The organism is Pseudomonas aylmerensis (assembly GCF_001702265.1).
GTDB lineage: Bacteria > Pseudomonadota > Gammaproteobacteria > Pseudomonadales > Pseudomonadaceae > Aquipseudomonas > Aquipseudomonas aylmerensis.
On the sequence record NZ_MAUE01000002.1, the window covers coordinates 310401 to 335571 of the forward strand.

Genomic DNA, 25171 nt, shown 5'->3' on the forward strand with positions numbered 1-25171 from the left:
GGCGAGAGCCTGCGGGAGAAGAAGAATGATGCGTTTTGTTTTGTGCCTTTGTGCCAGCCTGTTTTTGGCGGGCTGCGCCAGTCATTCTGGCGATGATCTGCAACCCAAGACCGCGAGCAACGTCAATCTCAAGCGTTACCAGGGCACCTGGTATGAGTTGGCCCGATTGCCGATGTACTTCCAGCGCAACTGCGCGCAGTCCGAAGCCCGCTACACACTGCTGCCCGATGGCGATATGTCGGTGTTCAACCGCTGCCTGACCAGCGAGTGGAAGTGGGAAGAAGCCAAAGGCACGGCCACGCCGCAAGTGCCGGGCAAGACCGACAAGCTCTGGGTTGAATTCAATAACTGGTTTACCGCGCTGCTGCCCGGCGTCGCCAAGGGCGACTACTGGGTACTGTACGTCAGCGATGACTACAAGACCGCCATCGTAGGCAGCCCGAGCCGGCGCTACATGTGGATCCTGTCGCGCACGCCGACGGTGAATGCCGACACCCGCGAAGACCTGCTCAGCAGGGCGCGGCAACAGGGGTATGACACCACACGGTTGATCTGGCGTACGTCGGACAAGCAGATGGCCAAGACCTCGGAGTAACTGAGGGAACCCTCAATCCAATAGGGGAGCTGGCTTGCCAGCTCCCCTATTTTTTTGTGTCGTCCGTCAGCCGAGCAAATCCTTCAAGACTTGCGTGAATGCCCGGCTGCTTTCTTCCTCGCCAGCATGGCGCCCATCCCGTACTACCCACTTACCGTTGACCAGCACATCGCGTACTTGCCGATCACCACCGGCGAACAGCCAGCGATTCAGGATCCCGTCTTCACTCGCCGTGGCCAGGTACGGATCATTGCCGTCCAGCACAATCCAATCCGCACGCTTACCCACTTCCAGTCGACCAATCGGCTGCCCCAGCGCCTGTGCGCCACCGTCCAGCGCGGCATCGAACAGTGTGCGGCCGACCATCGGCTGATCGCTGCGATACAAGCGATTGCGCCGCTGGTCGCGCAGGCGCTGGCCGTATTCCAGCCAGCGCAATTCTTCGACCACGCTCAGTGAGACGTGGCTGTCGGAGCCGATCCCAATGCGGCCGCCCTGTGCCAGAAAGTCCACGGCCGGGAAGATCCCGTCGCCCAGGTTGGCTTCGGTGGTCAGGCACAAACCGGCAATCGCGCGGCTCTTGGCCATGCGGGCGACTTCGTCGGTATCCGCGTGAGTGGCGTGCACCAGGCACCAGCGTTCATCCACCTCGACATTGTCATACAGCCATTGCAGCGGGCGTTTGCCGCTCCAGGCCAGGCAGTCGTCGACCTCCTTTTGCTGCTCGGCAATGTGGATATGCACCGGGCAAGCTTTGTCGCTGGCGGCCAGCACGTCATTGATTTGTTGCGGGGTCACCGCGCGCAGGGAGTGAAAGCACAACCCCAGCTGCTGCGCCGGTTGCGCGGCGAGGATCGGTTTCAGGCGCGCTTGCAGGTCCAGGTAGTTTTCCGTGCTGTTGATAAACCGGCGCTGGCCGTCATTGGGTGCCTGGCCGCCAAATCCCGAGTGGGTGTAGAGCACCGGCACCAATGTCAGCCCGATGCCGCTGCTGGCGGCCGCCTGGCTGATCTGCCGCGACAGCTCCGTGCGGTCAGCATAGGGCTGGCCACTGACGTCATGGTGCACGTAGTGGAACTCAGCCACCGAGGTGTAGCCGGCCTTGAGCATCTCGATGTACAGCTGTCGGGCGATGACCTGCAATTGCTCCGGATTGATCTTGCCAACCATGCGGTACATCAGGTCGCGCCAGGTCCAGAAGCTGTCATTCGGGTTGCCGGCGACTTCCGCCAGCCCCGCCATGGCGCGCTGGAACGCGTGGGAGTGCAGGTTCGGCATGCCCGCCAATACCGGGCCCCTGAGCCGTTCGGCGCCGTCTGCACTGGCGTTGGGCTCAACGTGGGTCAGCAGGCCATCGGCGCTGACTTCAAAGCGTACATCGTTGGCCCATCCATTAGGCAGCAGTGCGCGTTCGGCAAAGAAAGCGGACATGATCATGTCACCCCGGTCGTGTGTTTATTTGTATATACATATACAGACGTTTGCCTGCTCGGTAAACTCCGGCAATCTATGCATCTTTTCCTCTTGCAAGGATTCCCTGTGCCGACTCCGCCCGCCAAGTCTTCACTGGCTGCCCACATGGACGAAAGTCCGGCGCCCTTGTACGCCCGCGTCAAACAGATGATCAGCCAGCAGATCCTCAACGGCAACTGGCCGCCCCATTACCGCGTGCCGTCGGAGAGCGAGCTGGTCAGCCAGCTGGGCTTCAGCCGCATGACCATCAACCGCGCCCTGCGCGAGCTCACCGCCGAAGGTTTGTTGGTGCGCATGCAAGGTGTCGGCACGTTCGTCGCCGAACCCAAGAGCCAGTCGGCGCTGTTCGAGGTGCACAACATCGCCGATGAAATCGCCTCCCGTGGGCATCGGCATACTTGCCAGGTCATTCACCTTGGTGAAGAAGCGGCCGGCTCCGAACGCGCCGTAGCGCTGGAAATGCGCGAAGGCGGACGGGTGTTCCATTCGCTGATCGTGCACTTCGAAAACGACATTCCGGTGCAAATCGAAGACCGTTTCGTCAACGCCCTGGTCGCGCCGGAGTACCTGCAGCAGGACTTCACCCAGCAAACCCCCTACGCCTATCTGAACCAGGTCGCACCGCTGACCGAAGGCGAGCACGTGGTCGAGGCGATTCTCGCCGACGCCGCCGAGTGCAAGTTGCTGCAGATCGAGCCGAGCGAGCCCTGCCTGTTGATTCGCCGACGCACCTGGTCGGGTCGCCAGCCGGTGACCGCTGCGCGTTTGATCCACCCCGGTTCCCGTCATAGCCTGGAAGGACGTTTCAGTAAATGAGTGCAGTGAAAGTCTGGCGCGCCGCCGATTACGTGCGCATGCCGTGGAAAAACGGCGGTGGCAGCACCGAAGAAATCACCCGTGACGCCGGTACCGGCCTGGATGGCTTTGGCTGGCGCCTGTCGATTGCCGATATCGCCGAGTCGGGTGGGTTTTCCACCTTCGCCGGCTATCAGCGCGTGATCACCGTGATCAAGGGCGCCGGCATGGTGCTTACCGTGGATGGCGAGGAACAGCTGGGCCTGTTGCCGCTGCAACCCTTTGCGTTCAAGGGCGACAGCCAAGTGTCGTGCCGCTTGATCACGGGGCCGATCCGCGATTTCAACCTGATCTACTCGCCCCAGCGCTACCACGCACGTTTGCAGTGGATTGACGGCGTGCAGCGCTTTTTCAGCACGGCGCACACGGTGCTGGTGTTCAGCGTGGCGGATGAAGTGAAGGTGCTGGACCACGTGCTTGGCCATCACGACTGCCTGCAAGTGGACGGTAACACTGGCCTGCTGGATATCTCGGTCAGCGGCCGCAGTTGCATCATCGAGCTGACTCAACACGATTAAAAAACGGTGGGAGCAGGCTTGCCTGCGATAGCGGTGTATCAGCATGGGGTGTGCTGATCGACACACTGCTATCGCGGGCAAGCCTGCTCCCACAGTTGTTTTGTGGTGAGCAAAAAACTGTTTCCAGCCTGCGCACCAATTTGTTACCGAATGCCCCAGCGTGGCGCAAAACCACGCGTTGGTGACGAACCCCTCCCGTAGCAAAACTCCTTTGTAAGAAATTTCATCAAGCCTCGAAGCCTTATTTTCCAAGGCTCGCACACGCTTTGGAAAAAAATCCAAACGACTCGCGCAAAAAGTTGGCCGCTTGATTGCATATGCTTGTATGTACAAGTAAAGATGTGTGCGTAAGACTCTCCTTCGCACCATCCATGTTCGCGCATCATGCCGAGGAGTCCAGCCGTGACCGATTTTTCTAAAGCCAGGCCTACAAAATACCGTGACGTCGAAATCCGCGCGGCCCGCGGTAACAAGCTCACCGCCAAAAGCTGGCTGACTGAAGCGCCGCTGCGCATGTTGATGAACAACCTCGACCCGCAAGTGGCCGAGAACCCGAAGGAGCTGGTGGTGTACGGCGGTATTGGCCGTGCGGCGCGCAATTGGGAGTGCTACGACCAGATCGTCGAGAGCCTCACTCACCTGAACGACGACGAAACCCTGCTGGTGCAATCCGGCAAGCCGGTCGGCGTGTTCAAGACCCACAGCAACGCTCCGCGCGTGCTGATCGCCAACTCCAACCTGGTGCCGCACTGGGCCAGCTGGGAACACTTCAACGAACTGGATGCCAAGGGCCTGGCCATGTACGGCCAGATGACCGCCGGCAGCTGGATCTACATCGGTAGCCAAGGCATCGTGCAGGGCACCTACGAAACCTTCGTTGAAGCCGGCCGCCAGCACTACGATTCCAACCTCAAGGGCCGCTGGGTCCTCACCGCCGGCCTCGGTGGCATGGGCGGCGCCCAGCCGTTGGCCGCGACCCTGGCGGGTGCATGCTCGCTGAACATCGAGTGCCAGCAGGTCAGCATCGACTTCCGCCTGAACAGCCGTTATGTCGACGAACAAGCCACCGACCTCGACGACGCCCTGGCGCGTATCGCCAAGTACACCAAGGAAGGCAAGGCCATCTCCATTGCCCTGTTGGGTAACGCGGCGGAAATCCTGCCGGAACTGGTCAAGCGCGGCGTACGCCCGGACATGGTCACCGACCAGACCAGCGCCCACGACCCGCTCAATGGCTACCTGCCGGCCGGCTGGAGCTGGGACGAATACCGCGCCCGCGCCAAGACTGAGCCAGCCGCCGTGATCAAGGCCGCCAAACAGTCGATGGCCGTGCACGTCAAGGCGATGCTGGAATTCCAGAAGCAAGGCATCCCGACCTTCGACTACGGCAACAACATCCGCCAGATGGCCCAGGAAGAAGGCGTCGAGAACGCGTTCGACTTCCCAGGCTTCGTACCGGCGTACATCCGCCCGCTGTTCTGCCGTGGCATCGGTCCGTTCCGTTGGGCAGCACTGTCCGGCGACCCGCAAGACATCTACAAGACCGACGCCAAAGTCAAAGAGCTGATCCCGGACGACGCGCACCTGCACAACTGGCTGGACATGGCGCGCGAGCGCATCAGCTTCCAGGGCCTGCCGGCGCGTATCTGCTGGGTTGGCCTGGGCCAGCGCGCCAAGCTCGGCCTGGCGTTCAACGAAATGGTACGCAGCGGTGAGCTGTCGGCACCTATCGTGATCGGCCGCGACCATCTCGACTCCGGCTCGGTCGCAAGCCCGAACCGCGAAACCGAAGCCATGCAGGACGGTTCCGACGCCGTGTCCGACTGGCCGCTGCTCAACGCCCTGCTCAACACCGCGAGCGGCGCGACCTGGGTCTCGTTGCACCACGGCGGCGGCGTGGGCATGGGCTTCTCGCAGCACTCCGGCATGGTGATCGTCTGCGACGGTACCGACGAAGCGGCCGAGCGCATCGCGCGCGTGCTGCACAACGACCCTGCCACTGGTGTGATGCGTCACGCGGATGCCGGCTACCAGATCGCGATCGACTGCGCCAAGGAGCAGGGGCTCAACCTCCCGATGATCAAGTAACTCAATGTGGGAGCTGGCTTGCCTGCGATGCGGGCGACTCGGTCTATCAGTAGAACCGAGGAGATGCCATCGCAGGCAAGCCAGCTCCCACAGAAAAGCGGTTTTACCCAGGCTTTATGAACAATCCATCAGAGGTTGAACACACATGGCTGCAAATGACGTACGTGCAAGCACCACCCCGTTGATCGAAAGGCGTTCGATCGACTACATCCCGGAAGCGGAAAGACACGGTCGTCTATTGAGTCAGTTCACCCTGTGGCTGGGTGCCAACCTGCAGATTACTGCCATCGTCACCGGGGCCCTGGCCGTGGTGCTCGGCGGTGATGTGTTCTGGTCGTTGATCGGTTTGTTGATCGGGCAACTGCTGGGCGGCGGCGTCATGGCGTTGCATGCTGCGCAAGGCCCGCAACTGGGCTTGCCGCAAATGATCTCCAGCCGCGTGCAGTTCGGCGTATATGGCGCCGTGATCCCGTTGGTGCTGGTGTGCCTGATGTATATCGGCTTTTCGGCCAGCGGTTCATTGCTGGCGGGGCAGGCGGTAGCGCAGTTGCTGCACGTCGAAGACTGGGTCGGCATTGTGCTGTTTGCCGGGTTGATCATGGTGTTCACCGTCTTCGGCTACCGCGTCATCCACGGCATCGGTCGCGTGGCCAGTGTGTTGGGGGTGGTGGCCTTCATCTACCTGTTCTACAAGCTGCTGGCGGGCAACGACGTGGGTGCCCTGCTGGGCAACAAACATTTTTCCCTCAGCAGTTTCCTCCTGGCGATTTCGCTGTCGGCCTCCTGGCAGATCGCTTTTGGCCCGTATGTGGCGGACTACTCGCGCTACTTGCCGCGTAGCACGTCAGCGTCGAAAACCTTCTGGGCCGTGGGCCTGGGTTCGGTGATCGGGGCGCAGGCGTCGATGGTGTTCGGTGTGTTCGCGGCGGCCCTGGCCGGCTCGCAATTCGCCCATCATGAGGTGTCATTTATCGTCGGCCTGGGCGGCACCGGGATTGTCGCGGCGCTGCTGTATTTCAGCATCGCCTTCGGCAAGGTCACGGTGACCACCCTCAATGCCTACGGCAGCTTCATGTCCATCGCGACGATCATCAGCGGCTTTCGTGGCAGCCGGCACATCTCGAGTGCGGTGCGCCTGCTGTACATCTTCCTGATGGTATCGATTGCCGCCGCGCTGGCGTTGCTGGGCAAGGACTCGTTCCTCAAGGACTTCTCCGCGTTCATCCTGTTCCTGCTCGCATTCTTCACGCCGTGGAGCGCGATCAACCTGGTGGATTTCTACTGCATCACCAAGGAACGCTACGACATTCCGGCGCTGTCCAACCCCAATGGTCGTTATGGCCGCTGGAACCTGATGGGCATCGGCATCTACGTGTTCGGCGTGCTGATCCAGATGCCGTTCATCTCCACGCATTTCTATACCGGCCCACTGGTCGCGAGCCTTGGCGACACCGATATCTCCTGGATCATCGGCCTGGTGGTGCCTGCTGCGCTGTATTACTGGGCTGCGAAAAAGTGGCACAGCGCGATTCCTGAACACCTGATCCTGCCGATAGAGCAGGGCGCTGCACCGACGACGACAAACGGGCTGGCCGCACAAGCCTGATGGGACGTGGACAGGGCAGGATGCCTACTGACTGCCGTAATCCATTTCAAGATTGGGAGCGTCACAACAATGAAAATGCATAAAACCCTGTTGGCCACTCTGTTCTCTGCAGGCTTGCTGGCCACTGCCGGCGCCCAGGCGGCCGGTTGGTGCGAGTCCGGCAAACCGGTGAAATTCGCCGGCCTGAACTGGGAAAGCGGCATGTTGCTCACCGACATCCTGCAGACCGTGCTGGAAAAAGGCTACGACTGCAAAACCGACAGCCTGCCGGGCAACTCCATCACCATGGAAAACGCCCTGAGCAGCAACGACATCCAGGTCTTCGCCGAAGAATGGGTAGGCCGCAGTGAAGTGTGGAACAAGGCCGAGAAGGCCGGCAAAGTCGTCGGCGTCGGCGCCCCTGTGGTGGGCGCTGTCGAGGGCTGGTACGTGCCGCGCTACGTGATCGAAGGCGACGCCAAGCGCAAGCTCGAACCCAAGGCGCCGGACCTGAAAAACATCGCTGACCTGGCCAAGTACGCCTCGGTGTTCAAGGACCAGGAAGAGCCGTCCAAGGGCCGTTTCTACAACTGCCCGGCCGGCTGGACCTGCGAGCTGGACAACAGCGAAATGCTCAAGAGCTACGGCCTGGAAAGCACCTACACCAACTTCCGTCCAGGCACCGGCCCGGCGCTGGATGCGGCCGTGCTGTCGAGCTACAAGCGTGGCGAGCCGATCCTGTTCTACTACTGGTCGCCAACGCCGCTGATGGGCCAGGTCGACCTGGTCAAGCTTGAAGAAAAACCCGGCGTCGATAAAAGCGTGAGCATCAAGGTCGGCTTGTCCAAGACCTTCCACGAGCAGGCGCCGGAACTGGTGGCCGTGCTGGAAAAGGTCAACCTGCCGATCGACCTGCTGAACCAGAACCTGGGTCGCATGGCCAAGGAGCGAATTGAGTCGCCAAAACTGGCGAAAATTTTCCTCAAGGAACATCCTGAAGTCTGGCACGCCTGGGTGAGCGACGACGCAGCCAAGAAAATCGACGCGGCCTTGTAGGTCAAGTGTGCCCGGCTACCCTCAGGGGTGGCCGGGTGCCTGGCCACAACCCACTGGATCGAGAGCACGATATGTTTCCTGAGAGTTTTACGTTTTCCATTGCCGACTGGGTCAACGGTTGGGTGGATTCACTGGTCACCAACTACGGTGATGTGTTCCGGCACATCTCCGACACCCTGCTATGGGCCATCGTCAACCTGGAAGGGTTGCTGCGTGCGGCGCCCTGGTGGCTGATGCTGGCCATCGTCGGCGCAGTTGCCTGGCACGCCACCCGCAAGGTGGTGACCACGGCGGTGATCGTCGGCCTGCTGTTCCTGGTGGGTGCGGTCGGCCTGTGGGACAAGCTGATGCAGACGCTGGCGCTGATGATGGTCGCCACGGTGATCTCGGTGCTGATCGGCATCCCGCTGGGCATTCTGTCGGCGCGCAGCAATCGCTTGCGCTCGGTACTGATGCCGTTGCTCGACATCATGCAAACCATGCCCAGCTTCGTGTACCTGATCCCGGTGCTGATGTTGTTCGGCCTGGGCAAGGTCCCGGCGATCTTCGCCACGGTGATCTACGCCGCACCGCCGTTGATCCGCCTCACCGACCTGGGCATTCGCCAGGTCGACGGCGAAGTCATGGAAGCGATCAACGCCTTCGGTGCCAACCGTTGGCAACAACTGTTCGGCGTGCAACTGCCGCTGGCCCTGCCGAGCATCATGGCCGGGATCAACCAGACCACCATGATGGCGTTGTCGATGGTGGTGATTGCCTCGATGATCGGCGCCCGTGGGCTGGGTGAGGACGTCCTCGTCGGCATCCAGACCCTCAACGTCGGCCGGGGCCTCGAAGCCGGGCTGGCGATCGTGATTCTCGCAGTGGTCATCGACCGCATTACCCAGGCCTATGGTCGTCCACGGCATGAGGCGAGCAAATGACTACTGTCAGCAAAATCGAAGTCAAAAACGTCTTCAAGATCTTCGGCGCCCGTTCCAAGGATGCGCTGTCGCTGATCGGCCAAGGCAAGAGCAAAGACCAGGTCCTGGCCGAAACCGGTTGCGTGGTCGGGGTGAACGACTTGTCCCTGAGCATCGGCACCGGTGAGATCTTCGTGATCATGGGCCTGTCGGGTTCCGGCAAGTCCACGTTGGTGCGCCACTTCAATCGCCTGATCGACCCCACCAGCGGCGCGATCCTGGTCGACGGCGAAGACATCCTGCAACTGGACATGGAAGCGCTGCGTCAATTCCGTCGGCACAAGATCAGCATGGTGTTCCAGAGCTTCGGCCTGCTGCCCCACAAGAGTGTGCTGGACAACGTCGCCTACGGCCTCAAGGTGCGTGGCGAAACCAAGCAGGTCTGCGCCGAACGTGCGCTGCACTGGATCGAAACCGTGGGCCTCAAGGGCTACGAAAACAAATACCCGCACCAGCTCTCCGGCGGCATGCGCCAGCGCGTCGGCCTCGCCCGTGCGCTCGCGGCCGACACCGACATCATCCTGATGGACGAAGCCTTCAGCGCCCTCGACCCGCTGATCCGCGCCGAAATGCAGGACCAGTTGCTCGAGCTGCAAAAGACCCTGCACAAGACCATCGTGTTCATCACCCACGATCTCGATGAGGCCGTGCGCATCGGCAACCGCATTGCGATCCTCAAGGACGGCAAGCTGATCCAGGTCGGCACCCCGCGCGAGATCCTGCATTCGCCGGCGGATGAGTACGTGGACCGGTTTGTCCAGCGGCGGGCGGCGGTGGTGTAGCTGATCATTCCCACGCTCTGCGTGGGAATGCATCCCGTGACGCTCTGCGTCACCTCTAACAGCGGGACGCAGAGCGTCCCAGGTGGCATTCCCACGCAGAGCGTGGGAACGATAAACATGAAGAGGTCAACGATGTCCCAGGCTGCAAAAATCATCATCGCCGACGCCCCCTTGCGCTGGCAGGACGTCGTCGCCGTCGCTCGCCATGGCGCGGTCCTCGAACTCTCGGGCCAGGCCTGGGCGCGGATCGACAATGCCCAGGCCATCGTGCAGCGCATCGTCACCAGCGGCGAGCGCGCCTATGGCGTGAACACCGGCTTGGGCGCGCTGTGCAACGTGTCGCTCAAGGGCGAGCAACTCAGCCAGCTGTCGCGCAATACCCTGCTGAGCCACGCCTGTGGCGTCGGCCCGGTGCTGAGCGACGAGCAGACCCGCGCGATCATTTGCGCGGCCGTCATCAACTACAGCCAGGGCAAATCCGGCCTGCATCCGCAGGTGGTGCATTCGCTGCTGGCGCTGCTCAACCACGGCATCACGCCGCAAGTGCCGTCCCAGGGGTCGGTGGGTTACCTGACCCATATGGCCCATGTCGGCGTGGCCTTGCTCGGTGTCGGCACTGTGAGCTACCGGGGCCGGATCGTCGCGGCGCAACAGGCCCTCAGCGAAGAAGGTTTGCAGCCGGTGGTGCTAGGCGCCAAGGACGGCCTGTGCCTGGTCAACGGCACACCGTGCATGACCGGCCTGAGCTGCCTAGCGCTGGCCGATGCGCATCACTTGCTGCAGTGGGCCGACGTGATCGGTGCCATGAGTTTTGAAGCCCAGCGCGGCCAGATCGATGCCTTCGATGCAGAAATCATCGCGCTCAAGCGGCACCCGGGCATGCAACATGTCGGCATCAACCTGCGTGCGCTGCTCGACGGCAGTGAAGTGATCGCCAGCAGCAAAGGCATCCGCACCCAGGACGCGCTGAGCATCCGCTCGATCCCGCAGATCCACGGCGCGGCGCGCGACCAGGTGGAGCACGCGACCCGCCAGATCGAAACCGAACTCAACAGCGCCACCGACAACCCGCTGGTGCTCGGTACCCCGGACAATTACCGCGTGGTGTCCCAGGCCAACCCGCACGGGCAGTCCGTGGCACTGGCCGCCGACATGCTGGCGATCGCCATGGCCGAAATCGGCTCGGTGGCCGAGCGCCGCCTGGACCGCCTGATCAACCCGCACGTCAGCGGCCTGCCGGCGTTCCTGGTCAGCAACCCCGGGGTCAACTCCGGGATGATGATCGTGCAGTACGTCGCCGCCTCTCTGTGCGGGCAGAACCGCCAGCTGGCGCAACCGGCGGTGCTCGACAACTTCGTCACCTCGGGCCTGCAGGAAGACCACTTGAGCATGGGCACCAACGCCGCGCTGAAGCTGCACCAGGTGCTGGCCAACGTCACGCAGATCCTCGCCATCGAGTACCTGCTGGCGGCCCAGGCTTTCGAATTCCTCAAGGACCAGCGCTTCGGCGCGGGCACCGACAGTGCCTGGCGCCTGCTGCGTGAAGTGGTGCCGGCCTATGAGCAGGACCGCTGGCTGGCACCGGACATTGCGGCCGCCGCTGCATTGCTTCAGGACACGGCCCTGCTGCACCAGACAATTCCCCATTTGCACTGAAAAATAATTCAAAAGGAGCATGAATGTGACTGCGCTAAACCTGATTCCAGGCCAACTGAGCCTCGCCCAACTGCGGGCCATCTACCAGCAGCCGGTAACCCTCAGTCTGGATGACAGCGCCTCGGCCCAGATCGAAGCCAGTGTCGCCTGCGTGGAGCAGATTCTCGCCGAGAACCGCACCGCCTATGGCATCAACACCGGTTTCGGCCTGCTGGCTTCGACCCGCATCGCCAGCGAAGACCTGGAAAACCTCCAGCGTTCGCTGGTGCTGTCCCACGCCGCCGGCGTTGGTGAGCCGATCAGCGATGCGCTGGTGCGGCTGGTCATGGTGCTCAAGGTCAACAGCCTGAGCCGTGGGTTCTCCGGGATTCGTCGGCAAGTGATCGACGCGCTGATCGCGCTGATCAACGCCGAGGTGTACCCGCATATCCCACTCAAGGGTTCGGTCGGTGCTTCCGGCGATCTGGCGCCATTGGCGCATATGTCGCTGGTGCTGCTCGGCGAAGGCAAGGCGCGCTACAAGGGTGAATGGCTGGAGGCAACCGCCGCGCTGAAAGTCGCCGGCCTGACCCCGTTGACCCTGGCCGCCAAGGAAGGCCTGGCGCTGCTCAACGGCACCCAGGTGTCCACCGCGTATGCCCTGCGTGGCCTGTTCGAGGGCGAAGACCTGTTCGCCGGCGCGCTGGCGTGCGGTGCGCTCACCGTGGAAGCCGTGCTGGGTTCGCGCTCGCCGTTCGACGCGCGCATTCACGCCGCCCGTGGCCAGCGTGGGCAGATCGACTCGGCGGCGGCTTATCGCGACCTGCTGGGTGAAAGCAGCCAGGTCTCCCAGTCGCACCAGAACTGCGACAAGGTGCAAGACCCGTACTCCCTGCGTTGCCAGCCACAAGTCATGGGCGCGTGCCTGACCCAGTTCCGCCAGGCCGCCGAAGTGCTGGTGATCGAAGCCAACGCCGTGTCGGACAACCCCTTGGTATTTGCCGCTGAAGGCGATGTGATTTCCGGTGGTAACTTCCACGCCGAGCCGGTGGCCATGGCCGCTGACAACATGGCGCTGGCCATCGCTGAAATCGGCTCGCTGAGCGAGCGCCGTATCTCGCTGATGATGGACAAGCACATGTCGCAACTGCCGCCGTTCCTGGTGGGCAACGGCGGGGTCAACTCCGGCTTCATGATCGCCCAGGTGACTGCCGCCGCACTCGCCAGCGAGAACAAGGCGCTGGCGCATCCGCACAGCGTGGATAGCCTGCCGACGTCCGCCAACCAGGAAGACCATGTGTCGATGGCCCCCGCAGCCGGCAAGCGCCTGTGGGAAATGGCCGAAAACACCCGTGGCATCCTCGCCGTGGAATGGCTGGCAGCCGCCCAAGGCCTGGACCTGCGTGAAGGCTTGAAAACCTCGCCGAAGCTGGAAAAAGCGCGTGGCATCCTGCGCGACAAAGTGGCGTTCTATGACAAGGACCGCTTCTTCGCCCCGGACATCATCGCCGCCACCGACCTGCTCGCCAGCCGCTGCTTGAATGAACTGGTGCCAGCCAAGCTGTTGCCAAGTCTGTAACTGCTCGTTCCCACGCGCTGCGTGGGAATGCCGCCCTGGACGCTCTGCGTCTGCTTTTAGAGCCGTGACGCGGAGCGTCATAGGATGCGTTCCCACGCAGGGCGTGGGAACGATCTTCTCTTCATAAGAATAATTAGGGACGAGAAATGCACCAGCAAGAAAAAGGTTTGAAACGCGGGCTATCAGCCCGACATATTCGCTTCATGGCACTGGGGTCGGCGATCGGCACCGGGCTGTTCTACGGCTCCGCCTCTGCCATCCAGATGGCGGGCCCCGCCGTGCTGCTGGCCTACCTGATCGGCGGCGCCGCGGTGTTCATGGTCATGCGCGCCCTCGGTGAAATGGCTGTGCACAACCCCGTGGCCGGCTCCTTCGGCCAGTACGCCAGCACCTACCTGGGCCCCATGGCCGGTTTTATCCTCGGCTGGACCTACGCCTTTGAAATGATCATCGTCTGCCTCGCCGACGTCACCGCCTTCGGCATCTACATGGGCTTCTGGTTTCCCGAGGTTGCGCGCTGGGTCTGGGTGCTCGGCATCGTGTTTCTGATCGGCGGCCTGAACCTGTGCAACGTCAAAGTGTTTGGCGAGATGGAGTTCTGGCTGTCGTTGCTCAAGGTCGGCGCCATCGTGGCGATGATCCTCGGCGGCTTCGGCATCATGCTGTTCGGCATCCATTCGGCGGGCGAAACGCACGCCAGCGGGATCAGCAACCTGTGGGCCCACGGCGGTTTCATGCCCAACGGCATCGGCGGCCTGATCGCCTCGTTCGCGGTGGTGATGTTCGCGTTTGGCGGCATCGAAATCATCGGTATCACTGCCGGTGAAGCCAAGGACCCGCAGCGCGTGATCCCCAAGGCGATCAATGCCGTGCCGCTGCGCATCCTGTTGTTCTACGTGCTGACCTTGTTCGTGCTGATGGCGATCTACCCGTGGCCGCAGATCGGCAGCCAGGGCAGCCCGTTCGTGCAGATTTTCAGCAACCTGGGCATCGGTTCGGCGGCGACTATTCTCAATATCGTGGTGATCTCGGCGGCGGTGTCGGCGATCAACAGCGACATCTTCGGCGCCGGGCGCATGATGTACGGCCTGGCCCAGCAAGGGCAGGCGCCCAAGGGCTTTGCGCAATTGTCCAGGCACGGTGTGCCATGGATGACCGTGGTGGTGATGGGGGCGGCGCTGCTCGGCGGCGTGGTGCTCAACTACCTGATTCCCGAAAACGTGTTCCTGCTGATCGCCTCGATTGCCACCTTTGCCACCGTGTGGGTGTGGCTGATGATCCTGTTTACCCAAGTCGCCATGCGCCGCTCCATGACCCAGGAGCAGGTGGCCGACTTGAAATTCCCGGTACCGTTCTGGCCCTACGCGCCGGCCGCGGCCATCGTGTTCATGCTGTTCGTGTTTGGCGTGCTGGGTTATTTCCCGGACACCCAGGCAGCCTTGCTGGTCGGGGCGGTGTGGATCGTGTTGCTGGTCGTTGCCTACCTGCTGTGGGTCAAGCCCGCTGCCGGGCAGGCGGCCAAGGTCCATTACGACCCGGCTTTGTCTCATCGATAACTTAGGGAGGCGTTGATGAAAACGCTTTGGCAACACTGCCACGTCGCAACCATGGCCAGCGGCAAATACTCGATCATCGAGGATGCCGCCATGGTGACCGCCGATTCGCTCATTGAGTGGATCGGCCCCCGCAGCCAGGTGCCGAGCGCGGATTACGCGCAAGTGCATGACCTGCAAGGCGCGTGGGTCACCCCCGGGCTGATCGACTGCCACACCCATACCGTGTTCGGTGGCAATCGCAGCGGCGAGTTCGAGCAGCGCCTCCAAGGCGTGAGCTACGCCGAGATCGCGGCCCAGGGCGGCGGGATTGCCAGCACCGTGCGTGCCACGCGTGCTGCCAGCGAGGACGAGCTGTTTGCCAGCGCCGAAAAGCGCCTGCGCAGTCTGCTGCGCGATGGCGTCACCACGGTAGAGATCAAGTCCGGCTACGGGCTGGACCTGGTCAACGAACGCAAGATGCTGCGCGTGGCGCGGCGCCTCGGTGAAGCGCTGCCGGTCAGCGTGCGGGCCACGTGCCTGGCGGCTCATGCGTTGCCGCCGGAGTACAAGGACCGCGCCGACGACTACATCGAACATATCTGCAGCGAGATGCTGCCGGCGCTGGCGGCGCAAGGGCTGGTGGATGCGGTCGACGCGTTCTGCGAATACCTGGCGTTTTCCCCGGCGCAGGTAGAGCGCGTGTTCAAGGTCGCCCAGCAACTCGGCCTGCCGGTGAAGCTGCACGCCGAGCAACTGTCCTCCTTGCATGGCTCCAGCCTGGCGGCGCGTTACCACGCGTTGTCGGCCGATCACCTGGAATTCATGACCGAAGCAGACGCCATCGCCATGGCCGCCGCCGGCACCGTCGCCGTGTTGCTGCCAGGGGCGTTCTACTTCCTGCGTGAAACCCAGTTGCCGCCGATGGAGGCGCTGCGCAAGCACGGTGTGAAAATCGCCATCGCCAGCGACCTCAACCCTGGCACCTCGCCGGCGTTGTCGGTGCGCCTGATGCTGAACATGGCCTGCACGCTGTTCCGCATGACCCCGGAAGAAGCCCTGGCCGGCGCCACCCAGCATGCGGCCACCGCCCTCGGGATGGGCGACACCCATGGCTCGCTGGAGGTGGGCAAAGTCGCCGATTTCGTCGCCTGGCAGATCGATCGTCCCGCTGACCTGGCCTACTGGCTGGGCGGCGAGTTGGATAAACGCGTCGTGCGCCATGGCGTCGACGTCACCGTATGAGGAGTGCTGCTGTGGATAAGGTTCTCAATTTCAAACAAGGCCGTGTGCCGCTGCTGATCAGCATGCCCCACGCCGGCCTGCGCCTGACGCCTGCGGTGGAAGCGGGCCTGATCCCCGAGGCGCAAAGCCTGCCGGACACCGACTGGCATATCCCTACGCTGTATGACTTTGCCGAGGAACTGGGCGCCAGCACCTTGTCGGCCGAGTACTCGCGATTTGTCATCGACTTGAACCGGCCTTCAGACGACAAACCCTTGTACGCCGGCGCCACTACCGGTCTGTACCCGGCGACCCTGTTCGATGGCGTGCCGTTGTTCCGCGAAGGCCTGGAGCCAAGCGAGGCCGAGCGTGCCAGCTACCTGCAGAAGATCTGGGGCCCGTATCACCGCGCCCTGCAAGAAGAACTGGCGCGGCTCAAGGCCGAGTTCGGCTACGCATTGCTGTTCGATGCGCACTCGATCCGTTCGGTGATCCCGCACCTGTTCGACGGCAAGCTGCCGGACTTCAACCTCGGCACCTTCAACGGCGCGGCCTGCGACCCTGAGCTGGCGAGCCGGTTGGAAGCCATCTGCGCCGCGCATCCGCAGTACACCCACGTGCTCAACGGGCGCTTCAAAGGCGGGCATATCACTCGTCACTACGGCGACCCGGCGCAGGATATCCACGCCGTGCAGCTGGAGTTGTGCCAGAGCGCCTATATGGAAGAGTTTGAGCCGTTCCGTTATCGGCCTGACCTGGCCGAGCCGACGCGGGTGGTGTTGAAGCAGTTGCTGGAAGGGTTGTTGGCCTGGGGGCAGCAGCACTACCGGTAGTTTTCGCTACTGCTGTAACAGCTTTCGCGAGCAAGCCCGCTCCCACACTTGACCGAGTTCCAACATGAGCGTGCGGTCTGAATGTGGGCGCGGGCTTGCTCGCGAAGGGGTCCTCACAGTCGCCCCAGTGCAACTGCCGGTCGCCCCAGTTCGTGTTGACAGTGTTCTCGCTGGGTAAGGTTGTGGGTACGGCGCACCAGACGCCACTCCCCACAATAAAGCTGCCGAGTGAGACCACTTTCATGAAAAGACTGTTCACCCGTTACCTGTTGACGCTTACCGGCGCCGCGCTGCTCAGTGCGCACGCCATGGCGGCTGAACCCGCCTCGTGCAAAACCGTGCGCATGGGCGTGGTCAGCTGGACCGACGTGGTCGCCACCTCGGGCATGGCCGATGTGCTGCTCAATGGCCTGGGCTACGACAGCAAACAGACCAGCGCCGTGCAGCAGATCATCTTTGCCGGCATCCGCGACAAACGCCTGGATATCTTCCTCGGCTACTGGAAGCCGGCGATGGACAACAACATCGCGCCGTTCCTGGCCGCCAAGCAGGTCAAGGTCTTCGACACGCCCAGCCTGGCCGACGCCCAAGCTACCTTGGCCGTGCCGCAATACGTGGCCGACGCCGGCTTGAAAACCTTCGCCGATATTGCCCGTTTCAAGGACCAGCTCGGCGGCAAGATCTATGGCATCGAGCCCGGCAGCGGCGCCAATACTGATATCCAAAAAATGATCGACACCAACCACTTCGGCCTGGGCGACTTCAAGCTGGTGGCCTCCGGTGAAGCTGGCATGCTCGCCGCCGTGCAGCGAGCGGTGAATCGCAAGGAGTTCGTGGTGTTTGTCGGCTGGACGCCGCACCCGATGAACATCAACATGAAAATGGCCTACCTCACCGGCAGCGAAGACGTGTTCGGCGCCAATGAGGGCCGTGCCACGGTGTCCACCGTCACCGCCCCGGATTTCGCCGAGCACTGCCCCAACGCCAACCACCTGCTGGAAAACCTGACCTTCACCGCCGCCCAGGAAAGCCAGTTGATGGTACCGATCATGGCGCGCCAGTCGCCGCAGGACGTGGCCAAGCAGTGGTTGCGCGACCATCCCGAGGACTTGCAGCGCTGGCTGGCCGGGGTGACTGCATTTGATGGCAGCGATGGCGTGGCGTCCGTACAAGCCACGCTGAAACCCTGAGCCGGGCTCGGTAGATCAAACAATACACAGCAAATGTGGGAGCGGGCTTGCTCGCGAATGCGATAGGCCAGCCAACTCATCAGGCGACTGATACACCGCCTTCGCGAGCAAGCCCGCTCGCACAGGTGGATCTCCATTGTCAGGGATATTTGCGCATGTACCCGATTTCTCCGCAGATGGCAGCCTTCGTCGCCAGGACTGAGTCCTTCACCAGCGACGATTCCTCCCTGGCTGGGCTGCGCCAAAACTACGACCGCATGTGCCAGGCGTTCACCCCACCCGTGCCTGAGGGATTGACGGTCAAGGACGTCTCTCTCGGCGGCGTCGGTGTACGCAGCTACGTGCCGACGACGCCCACGCCGGCGCAGGGCTGGCCCTGTCTTCTATATATGCACGGCGGCGGCTGGGTGGTCGGCGGGCTGGATTCCCATGACTTCATCTGTTTCGAACTGGCCAGCGCGTTGCAGGTGCTGGTGATCGCCATCGACTACCGCCTGGCGCCGGAACACCCGTTTCCGGCGGCCTATGAGGATTGCCGCGCGGTGTGGCAGGCGCTCCAGGCGGGGGCGGCACCGTATGCCATCGACCCCCAACGCCTGGCGGTGATCGGCGACAGTGCCGGCGGCAACCTGGCGGCGGCGCTGTGCCTGGGTTTGCGCGACGACGGGCAGCCGTTGCCCCGGGCCCAGGTGTTGATCTACCCCGGCCTGGGTGGCCCGGCCGATTTGCCCTCGCGCCGCGATTGCATGGACGCGCCGCTGCTCAGCACCGCCGACACCGATTGCTACCTGGCACTTTACCTGCGCGGCGCGGGCAAGCCGTCGGCCTATGCGATGCCGCTGCTGGCCAGGGATTTCAGCGGCTTGCCCAAGGCACTGGTCGCCGTGGCCCAGTTCGACCCGCTGCGTGACGACGGCATGCTTTACGCCGAACGCCTGCAACAGTCAGGCGTGGCCGCCGTGCTGTACCCCGGCAAAGGCCTGGTCCATGGCTGTTTGCGCGCGCGTGGCCAGGTGCCGGAAGTCGACCGGCTGTACGGCTATCTGTTGGACTACCTCAGGAGCGAAGGGCTGACACAGGTCTAAGTGCTCAAGGACATGCTCATTGCACAATTCGGGTTTATAGTGCCAGACGGCAAAATAAAAGACGTCCCCCCAGGGATGAACCCGACCCCCTACGGAGCGCGCAATGCAGACTTGGTACCCGCAGATCAAACCCTACGCCCGGCACGATCTGGCCGTCGATGACACCCACACGCTGTACGTCGATGAAAGTGGCTCCCCCGAGGGCTTGCCCGTTGTCTTCATTCATGGCGGTCCCGGCGCCGGTTGCGACGCCCAGAGCCGCTGCTATTTTGACCCGAACCTGTACCGCATCGTCACCTTCGACCAGCGCGGCTGCGGGCGCTCCACGCCACGCGCCAGCCTGGAAAACAACACCACCTGGGACCTGGTCGCCGACCTCGAGCGCATCCGCGAACACCTGGGCATCGACAAATGGGTGCTGTTCGGCGGTTCCTGGGGGTCGACCCTGGCGCTGGCCTACGCGCAAACCCACCCCGAGCGTGTGCATGGCCTGATCGTGCGCGGCATCTTCCTGGCCCGCCCGCAGGATATCCACTGGTTCTACCAGGAGGGCGCGAGCCGCCTGTTCCCGGACTACTGGCAGGACTACATCGCGCCGATCCCGGCCGATGAGCGTCATGACATGATCACGGCCTACCACAAGCGCCTGACCGGCAACGACCAGATCGCCCAGATGCACGCGGCCAAGGCCTGGTCCGGCTGGGAAGGGCGCATGCTCGGCCTGTGCCCGAGCCCGCAGCATGTGGAGCGTTTTTCCGAGCCGCAACGTGCGCTGTCGATCGCGCGCATCGAGTGCCACTACTTCACCAATAACTCCTTCCTGGAACCCAACCAGCTGATTCGCGACATGCACAAGATCGCCCATCTGCCTGGCGTAATCATTCATGGGCGCTACGATATGATCTGCCCGCTGGATAACGCCTGGGAGCTGCACCAGGCCTGGCCCAACAGCGAGCTGCAGGTGATCCGCGAGGCGGGCCATGCCGCGTCCGAGCCGGGTATTACCGATGCGCTGGTGCGTGCGACCGCCGAAATGGCACGCCGCCTGCTTGATCTGCCGCCAGAAGAAGCATGAAGGGCCTGTTGCAACGGGTGTGTGGCGCCCGCGTCGAAGTAGACGGCGAAATCGTCGGGGCGATTGACCAGGGTTTGCTGGTGCTGGTGGCCGTCGAGCCGTCGGATACGCCCGAAAGTGCCGATAAGCTGCTGCACAAGCTGCTTAACTACCGTGTGTTCAGCGACGACGAGGGCAAGATGAACCTGTCGTTGAAGGACATCGGCGGTGGTTTGCTGCTGGTGTCGCAGTTCACGCTGGCGGCGGACACCAAAAGCGGGCTGCGGCCAAGCTTCTCCACGGCGGCACCGCCCGCCCTGGGAGCGGCGCTATTTGATCACTTGCTGTTACAAGCGCAACAATTGCATGGCAAGGTGGCGTCGGGGCGTTTTGGTGCCGATATGCAGGTGCATTTGGTCAATGATGGCCCTGTGACCTTCCTCTTACAGACATGAATGTATTAAAAACGACTTTAATGCCTAAAAACGCAGGGTTTCGCTACAAATACTTCGTTGTCCCTGATGCGTTGTCTCGCGGGCTACTAGATAATCGCGCGCTACGGGGATCAGCGTTGTTTGGTCCATTTTTGACTTAGGTAGAGACTTGTCCGATCGCCATTGGGGAATCATTTTGACCCAGGGGAGTCGGAACAATGCTCGCCAACCTGGCATATAGATAGCTGGCCGTTGGTTTTTTGATCTGTTTTCGGCGAGGGTTGCTCGTGATTGTTAGTCCCTGTAATGCACCAAAATTGTCTGCCAAACGGTTACGAAACGCACTGGTGACGGGCTCTGCCCTGTTTTGCCTGTTCGGCGCGGGTCAACTGTGGGCATTCAGTCTGGATGATGTGTCGGCCAAGGCAAAAGAGCTGGCCGGGCAGAAATACGAAGCTCCGCGCAGCAATCTGCCGAACGAATTCCGCGAAATGAAATTCGCTGACTACCAAAAGATTCGTTTCCGCAACGAAAAAGCCGAGTGGGCCGATCAGAACACCCCGTTCAAGCTGTCCTTCTATCACCAGGGTATGCATTTCGATACACCGGTGAAAATCAACGAAGTCACTGCCGACAGCGTCCAGGAAATCAAATACGACCCGACGCGCTTCGATTTCGGCGACGTCAAGTTTGATCCCAAGGCCACCGAACAGCTGGGTTATGCCGGTTTCCGCGTGCTGTACCCGATCAACAAGGGCGACAAGCAAGACGAAATCATGACCATGCTCGGCGCCAGCTACTTCCGCGTCGTGGGCAAGGACCAGGTCTACGGCCTGTCTGCCCGTGGCATGGCGATTGATACCGCGCTGCCGTCCGGTGAAGAATTCCCGCGTTTCACCGAGTTCTGGATCGAGCGCCCGAAGCCGGGTGACAAGCACCTGGTGATCTTCGCCCTGCTGGACTCGCCACGTGCCACCGGCGCCTACCGCTTGATCCTGCGTCCGGGCACCGACACCGTGGTCGACGTCAAATCCCAGATGTTCCTGCGCGACAAGGTCAGCAAGCTGGGCGTTGCCCCGTTGACCTCGATGTTCCTGTTCGGCGCCAACCAGCCGTCCAAGGTCCTCAACTACCGTCGCGAGCTGCACGATTCCAGCGGCCTGTCGATCCATGCCGGTAACGGCGAGTGGATCTGGCGCCCACTGAACAACCCTAAACACCTGTCGGTCAGCAACTTCACCGTCGAGAACCCGCGTGGGTTCGGCCTGCTGCAGCGTGGTCGCAACTTCAGCCACTACGAAGACCTGGACGACAACTACGACAAGCGCCCAAGCGCCTGGATCGAACCTGAAGGCGACTGGGGCAAGGGTTCCGTCGACCTGGTAGAGATCCCGACCGCCGACGAGACCAACGACAACATCGTGGCGTTCTGGAGCCCGGCCGAATTGCCGGAAGTCGGCAAGCCGCTGGATGTTGCCTATCGCCTGCATTGGACGCTGGACGACGCCGCGTTCCACTCGCCGGACAGCGCCTGGGTCAAGCAGACCCTGCGTTCCACCGGTGATGTGAAGCAATCGAACCTGATCCGTCAGCCGGATGGCAGCGTTGCCTACCTGGTCGACTTCGAAGGTCCGTCCCTGAAAAAACTGCTGCCGGACGCCCCGGTGCGCAGCCAGGTGAGCGTGGGTGACAACGCTGAAATCGTGGAAAACAGCGTGCGTTACAACGAGCACACCAAAGGCTGGCGCCTGACCCTGCGCATGAAGATCAAGGACGCAGGCAAGCCGACCGAAATGCGCGCCGCACTGGTGCAAGACATCGTGCAGCCGGAGCCGGAGCAGGTTTCGACGCAAGTGCTCAAGGCTGACAAGGTCCTGGCCAAGCAGCACGAGAAACAGGCCAAGAAAGACGCGAAAGACAAGGAAGCCAAGCAGCCAGAAGCTGCCCCAGCCACGCCGGAGCCGATCAAGACCGAGCAAGTCCTGACCGAAACCTGGAGCTATCAGTTGCCTGCCGATGAGTAATTCTCAAGTCCAGCCAGAGACTCTCTCCGAGTATCTGGCGCATCTCCCGATGACCGCTGAGCAGCGCGCCGAACTGGCGGGCTGCACATCCTTCACCGAGCTGCACGAGCGCTTGTCGTCGTCGACGTTCGATGCGCCGGTCGATGCCGCCCAGGCGTCGGTCGGCCGCCGGCTGACCCTGAACACGGCCGAAGAGCTGCAAGACGCCGAAATGCTCGCGCTCGACGCCAACGGTCGCGTGTGCCTCAAGGCCACGCCGCCGATTCGCCGTACCAAGGTCGTGCCTGAGCCATGGCGCACCAATATCCTGGTACGTGGTTGGCGGCGCCTGACCGGCCGCACCAACCCGCCGAAGCCGCCGAAAGACGAGCGTGTGTTGCCGGCTGCGCGCTGGCGCACCGTCGGTTCGATCCGCCGCTACATCCTGCTGGTGCTGATGCTCGGCCAGACCATCGTCGCCGGCTGGTACATGAAAGGCATCATGCCGTACCAGGGCTGGTCGCTGGTCGACTTCGACGAGATCCGCAACCAGACCCTGCTGCAAACCGCCACCCAGGTGCTGCCTTACGCCCTGCAAACCAGCATCCTGATCATGTTCGGGATTTTGTTCTGCTGGGTTTCGGCCGGTTTCTGGACCGCGCTGATGGGCTTCCTGGAGTTGCTCACCGGCCACGACAAATACCGGATCTCCGGTAAAAGTGCCGGCGACGAGCCGATCCCGAAAGATGCGCGCACCGCGTTGGTGATGCCGATCTGCAACGAAGACGTGCCGCGTGTGTTTGCGGGGCTGCGCGCGACGTTCGAGTCGGTGGCCGCCACCGGCGACCTGGATCGCTTCGACTTCTTCGTGCTCAGCGACAGTAATGACGCCGACATCTGCATCGCCGAGCAGCAAGCCTGGCTCGACGTGTGCCGCGAAGCCGGCGGCTTCGGCAAGATCTTCTATCGCCGCCGTCGCCGTCGCGTCAAACGCAAGAGCGGCAACCTCGACGACTTCTGCCGTCGTTGGGGCGGTGACTACAAGTACATGGTGGTCCTCGACGCCGACAGCGTGATGAGCGGCGAATGCCTGACCAGCCTGGTCCGCCTGATGGAAGCCACGCCGGATGCCGGGATTATCCAGACCGCGCCGCGTGCGTCGGGCATGGACACCCTGTATGCACGCATGCAGCAGTTCGCCACCCGCGTCTACGGCCCGCTGTTCACTGCCGGCCTGCACTTCTGGCAGCTGGGTGAATCCCACTACTGGGGTCACAACGCAATCATCCGGATGAAGCCGTTTATCGAGCACTGCGCCCTCGCGCCGTTGCCGGGCAAGGGTGCGTTTGCCGGTGCGATTCTCTCCCACGACTTCGTCGAAGCCGCGCTGATGCGCCGTGCCGGCTGGGGCGTGTGGATTGCCTACGACCTGCCGGGCAGCTACGAAGAGTTGCCGCCGAACCTGCTCGACGAACTCAAGCGTGACCGTCGCTGGTGCCACGGCAACCTGATGAACTTCCGCCTGTTCCTCGTCAAAGGCATGCACCCGGTGCACCGCGCGGTGTTCCTGACCGGTGTAATGTCTTATCTGTCGGCGCCGTTGTGGTTCTTCTTCTTGGTGTTGTCCACCGCGTTGCTGGCGGTCAACACCCTGATGGAGCCGCAGTACTTCATGGCGCCACGCCAGTTGTACCCGCTGTGGCCGCAATGGCATCCGGACAAGGCGGTGGCGCTGTTCTCCACCACCATCGTGCTGCTGTTCCTGCCCAAGTTGCTGAGCATCATCCTGATCTGGGCCAAGGGCGCGAAAGAGTTCGGCGGCAAGTTCAAGGTGACCTTGTCGATGCTGCTGGAGATGTTGTTCTCCATGCTGCTGGCACCGGTGCGGATGATTTTCCACACGCGTTTCGTACTTGCCGCGTTCCTCGGCTGGGCCGCGACCTGGAATTCGCCACAGCGTGACGACGACTCCACCCCCTGGAGCGAAGCGGTCAAGCGCCACGGCCCGCAAACCGTGCTCGGCTTCCTGTGGGCGCTGCTGGTGGTGTGGTTGAACCCAAGCTTCCTGTGGTGGCTGATCCCGATCGTCGGTTCGCTGATGCTGTCGATCCCGGTGTCGGTGATTTCCAGCCGGGTCAAGCTGGGCCTCAAGTCGCGTGACGAGAGCCTGTTCCTGATCCCTGAGGAATACAATCCGCCGCAAGCCCTGCTGTCGACCGAGAAGTACACCCACGAAAACCGTTGGCACGCACTCAACGACGGCTTCGTGCGTTCGGTGGTCGACCCGCAGCAGAACGCCCTGGCCTGCGCCCTGGCGACCTCGCGGCACCGTGAAGCGGAGCCGATCGAATACGTGCGTGTCGAGCGTGTGCGTCATGCGTTGAAAGTCGGCCCTGCCGGCCTCAACAATGCCGAGCGCCTGGCCTTGCTCAGTGATCCGGTAGCCCTGGCCCGCCTGCACGAGCAGGTCTGGAGCGAAGGGCATCCCGAGTGGCTCGCCGCCTGGCGTGACTCGATCAAGGCCGATCCGCACGCGCCGTTGCTGCCGCTGCAACCGCTGTCGTCCCAGGCCCAACCGGCCTGATTCAGACGCCCCCGAGGGTTCTCCTCGGGGGTGTTCGAGACGCGTGTCCTACAGCGTTTCGACCCTATTCCGTATCTCTCTAACTCCTTGTTATTTCGAAACAA

The 25171-nt window shown here is 62.4% G+C and carries 19 protein-coding genes and 1 pseudogene; 19 read left to right on the forward strand and 1 reads right to left on the reverse strand.

The window, feature by feature from the left end; genetic code table 11:
- Positions 1–25 precede the first annotated feature (25 nt).
- Positions 26–595, forward strand: a complete 570-nt coding sequence (locus BBG20_RS02180; RefSeq protein WP_065899835.1) for a lipocalin family protein — start codon at positions 26–28, stop codon at positions 593–595.
- Between the two features lie 66 nt (positions 596–661).
- On the opposite strand, the gene BBG20_RS02185 is transcribed toward BBG20_RS02180, so the two are convergent.
- Positions 662–2026 carry a formimidoylglutamate deiminase gene (locus BBG20_RS02185; RefSeq protein WP_065899924.1) on the reverse strand — a complete coding sequence of 455 codons (1365 nt, stop codon included), beginning with the start codon at positions 2024–2026 and terminating at the stop codon, positions 662–664.
- Between the two features lie 147 nt (positions 2027–2173).
- On the opposite strand from BBG20_RS02185, the gene hutC reads away from it, so the two are divergent.
- The 18 genes and pseudogenes from hutC to mdoH all read left to right on the forward strand — a co-directional run.
- Positions 2174–2884 carry a histidine utilization repressor gene (hutC, locus tag BBG20_RS02190; protein ID WP_017738808.1) on the forward strand — a complete coding sequence of 237 codons (711 nt, stop codon included), beginning with the start codon at positions 2174–2176 and terminating at the stop codon, positions 2882–2884.
- Positions 2881–3441 (forward strand): HutD/Ves family protein, encoded by a 561-nt coding sequence (locus BBG20_RS02195; RefSeq protein WP_065899836.1) that lies wholly within the window; start codon positions 2881–2883, stop codon positions 3439–3441. Before hutC ends, BBG20_RS02195 begins: the two co-directional genes overlap by 4 nt.
- A gap of 384 nt (positions 3442–3825) precedes the next feature.
- Entirely contained in the window at positions 3826–5529 is a 1704-nt protein-coding gene (hutU, locus tag BBG20_RS02200) for a urocanate hydratase (protein ID WP_065899838.1), read from the forward strand.
- A gap of 145 nt (positions 5530–5674) precedes the next feature.
- Positions 5675–7135, forward strand: coding sequence for a purine-cytosine permease family protein (locus tag BBG20_RS02205; RefSeq protein WP_065899840.1), 1461 nt, complete (start codon positions 5675–5677; stop codon positions 7133–7135).
- Between the two features lie 69 nt (positions 7136–7204).
- Entirely contained in the window at positions 7205–8170 is a 966-nt protein-coding gene (locus BBG20_RS02210; RefSeq protein ID WP_065899842.1) for an ABC transporter substrate-binding protein, read from the forward strand.
- A gap of 71 nt (positions 8171–8241) precedes the next feature.
- The gene (locus tag BBG20_RS02215; protein ID WP_012721776.1) at positions 8242–9093 is read left to right on the forward strand and encodes an ABC transporter permease; all 852 of its coding nucleotides are present in this window, start codon (positions 8242–8244) and stop codon (positions 9091–9093) included.
- A complete protein-coding gene (locus BBG20_RS02220; protein ID WP_065899844.1) occupies positions 9090–9914 on the forward strand; it encodes a quaternary amine ABC transporter ATP-binding protein in 825 nt (274 codons plus the stop codon). Before BBG20_RS02215 ends, BBG20_RS02220 begins: the two co-directional genes overlap by 4 nt.
- A 132-nt stretch (positions 9915–10046) precedes the next feature.
- Positions 10047–11570, forward strand: a complete 1524-nt coding sequence (locus BBG20_RS02225) for an HAL/PAL/TAL family ammonia-lyase (RefSeq protein ID WP_065899846.1) — start codon at positions 10047–10049, stop codon at positions 11568–11570.
- Between the two features lie 19 nt (positions 11571–11589).
- Positions 11590–13128 carry a histidine ammonia-lyase gene (gene hutH, locus BBG20_RS02230; RefSeq protein WP_106805389.1) on the forward strand — a complete coding sequence of 513 codons (1539 nt, stop codon included), beginning with the start codon at positions 11590–11592 and terminating at the stop codon, positions 13126–13128.
- Between the two features lie 146 nt (positions 13129–13274).
- Positions 13275–14684 carry an amino acid permease gene (locus BBG20_RS02235; RefSeq protein WP_065899851.1) on the forward strand — a complete coding sequence of 470 codons (1410 nt, stop codon included), beginning with the start codon at positions 13275–13277 and terminating at the stop codon, positions 14682–14684.
- Positions 14685–14699: 15 nt separating this feature from the next.
- Positions 14700–15905 carry an imidazolonepropionase gene (gene hutI, locus BBG20_RS02240; protein WP_065899853.1) on the forward strand — a complete coding sequence of 402 codons (1206 nt, stop codon included), beginning with the start codon at positions 14700–14702 and terminating at the stop codon, positions 15903–15905.
- Between the two features lie 11 nt (positions 15906–15916).
- On the forward strand, positions 15917–16717 hold the full coding sequence (hutG, locus tag BBG20_RS02245; protein WP_065899855.1) for an N-formylglutamate deformylase: 801 nt from the start codon (positions 15917–15919) through the stop codon (positions 16715–16717).
- A gap of 242 nt (positions 16718–16959) precedes the next feature.
- On the forward strand, positions 16960–17907 hold the full coding sequence (choX, locus tag BBG20_RS02250) for a choline ABC transporter substrate-binding protein (RefSeq protein WP_065899857.1): 948 nt from the start codon (positions 16960–16962) through the stop codon (positions 17905–17907).
- A gap of 155 nt (positions 17908–18062) precedes the next feature.
- On the forward strand, positions 18063–18992 hold the full coding sequence (locus BBG20_RS02255; RefSeq protein WP_065899859.1) for an alpha/beta hydrolase: 930 nt from the start codon (positions 18063–18065) through the stop codon (positions 18990–18992).
- Between the two features lie 103 nt (positions 18993–19095).
- Complete coding sequence (gene pip, locus BBG20_RS02260; protein WP_065899862.1) at positions 19096–20067, forward strand: prolyl aminopeptidase; 972 nt, start codon at positions 19096–19098, stop codon at positions 20065–20067.
- Positions 20064–20501 carry a D-aminoacyl-tRNA deacylase gene (dtd, locus tag BBG20_RS02265; protein WP_065899864.1) on the forward strand — a complete coding sequence of 146 codons (438 nt, stop codon included), beginning with the start codon at positions 20064–20066 and terminating at the stop codon, positions 20499–20501. The genes pip and dtd overlap by 4 nt, the downstream gene beginning before the upstream one ends.
- A gap of 323 nt (positions 20502–20824) precedes the next feature.
- A complete protein-coding gene (locus BBG20_RS02270) occupies positions 20825–22504 on the forward strand; it encodes a glucan biosynthesis protein G (protein WP_207200698.1) in 1680 nt (559 codons plus the stop codon).
- Positions 22497–25069, forward strand: a pseudogene (gene mdoH, locus BBG20_RS02275) (glucans biosynthesis glucosyltransferase MdoH); the annotation flags it as partial. The gene BBG20_RS02270 and the pseudogene mdoH, both read left to right, overlap by 8 nt.
- Positions 25070–25171 lie beyond the last annotated feature (102 nt).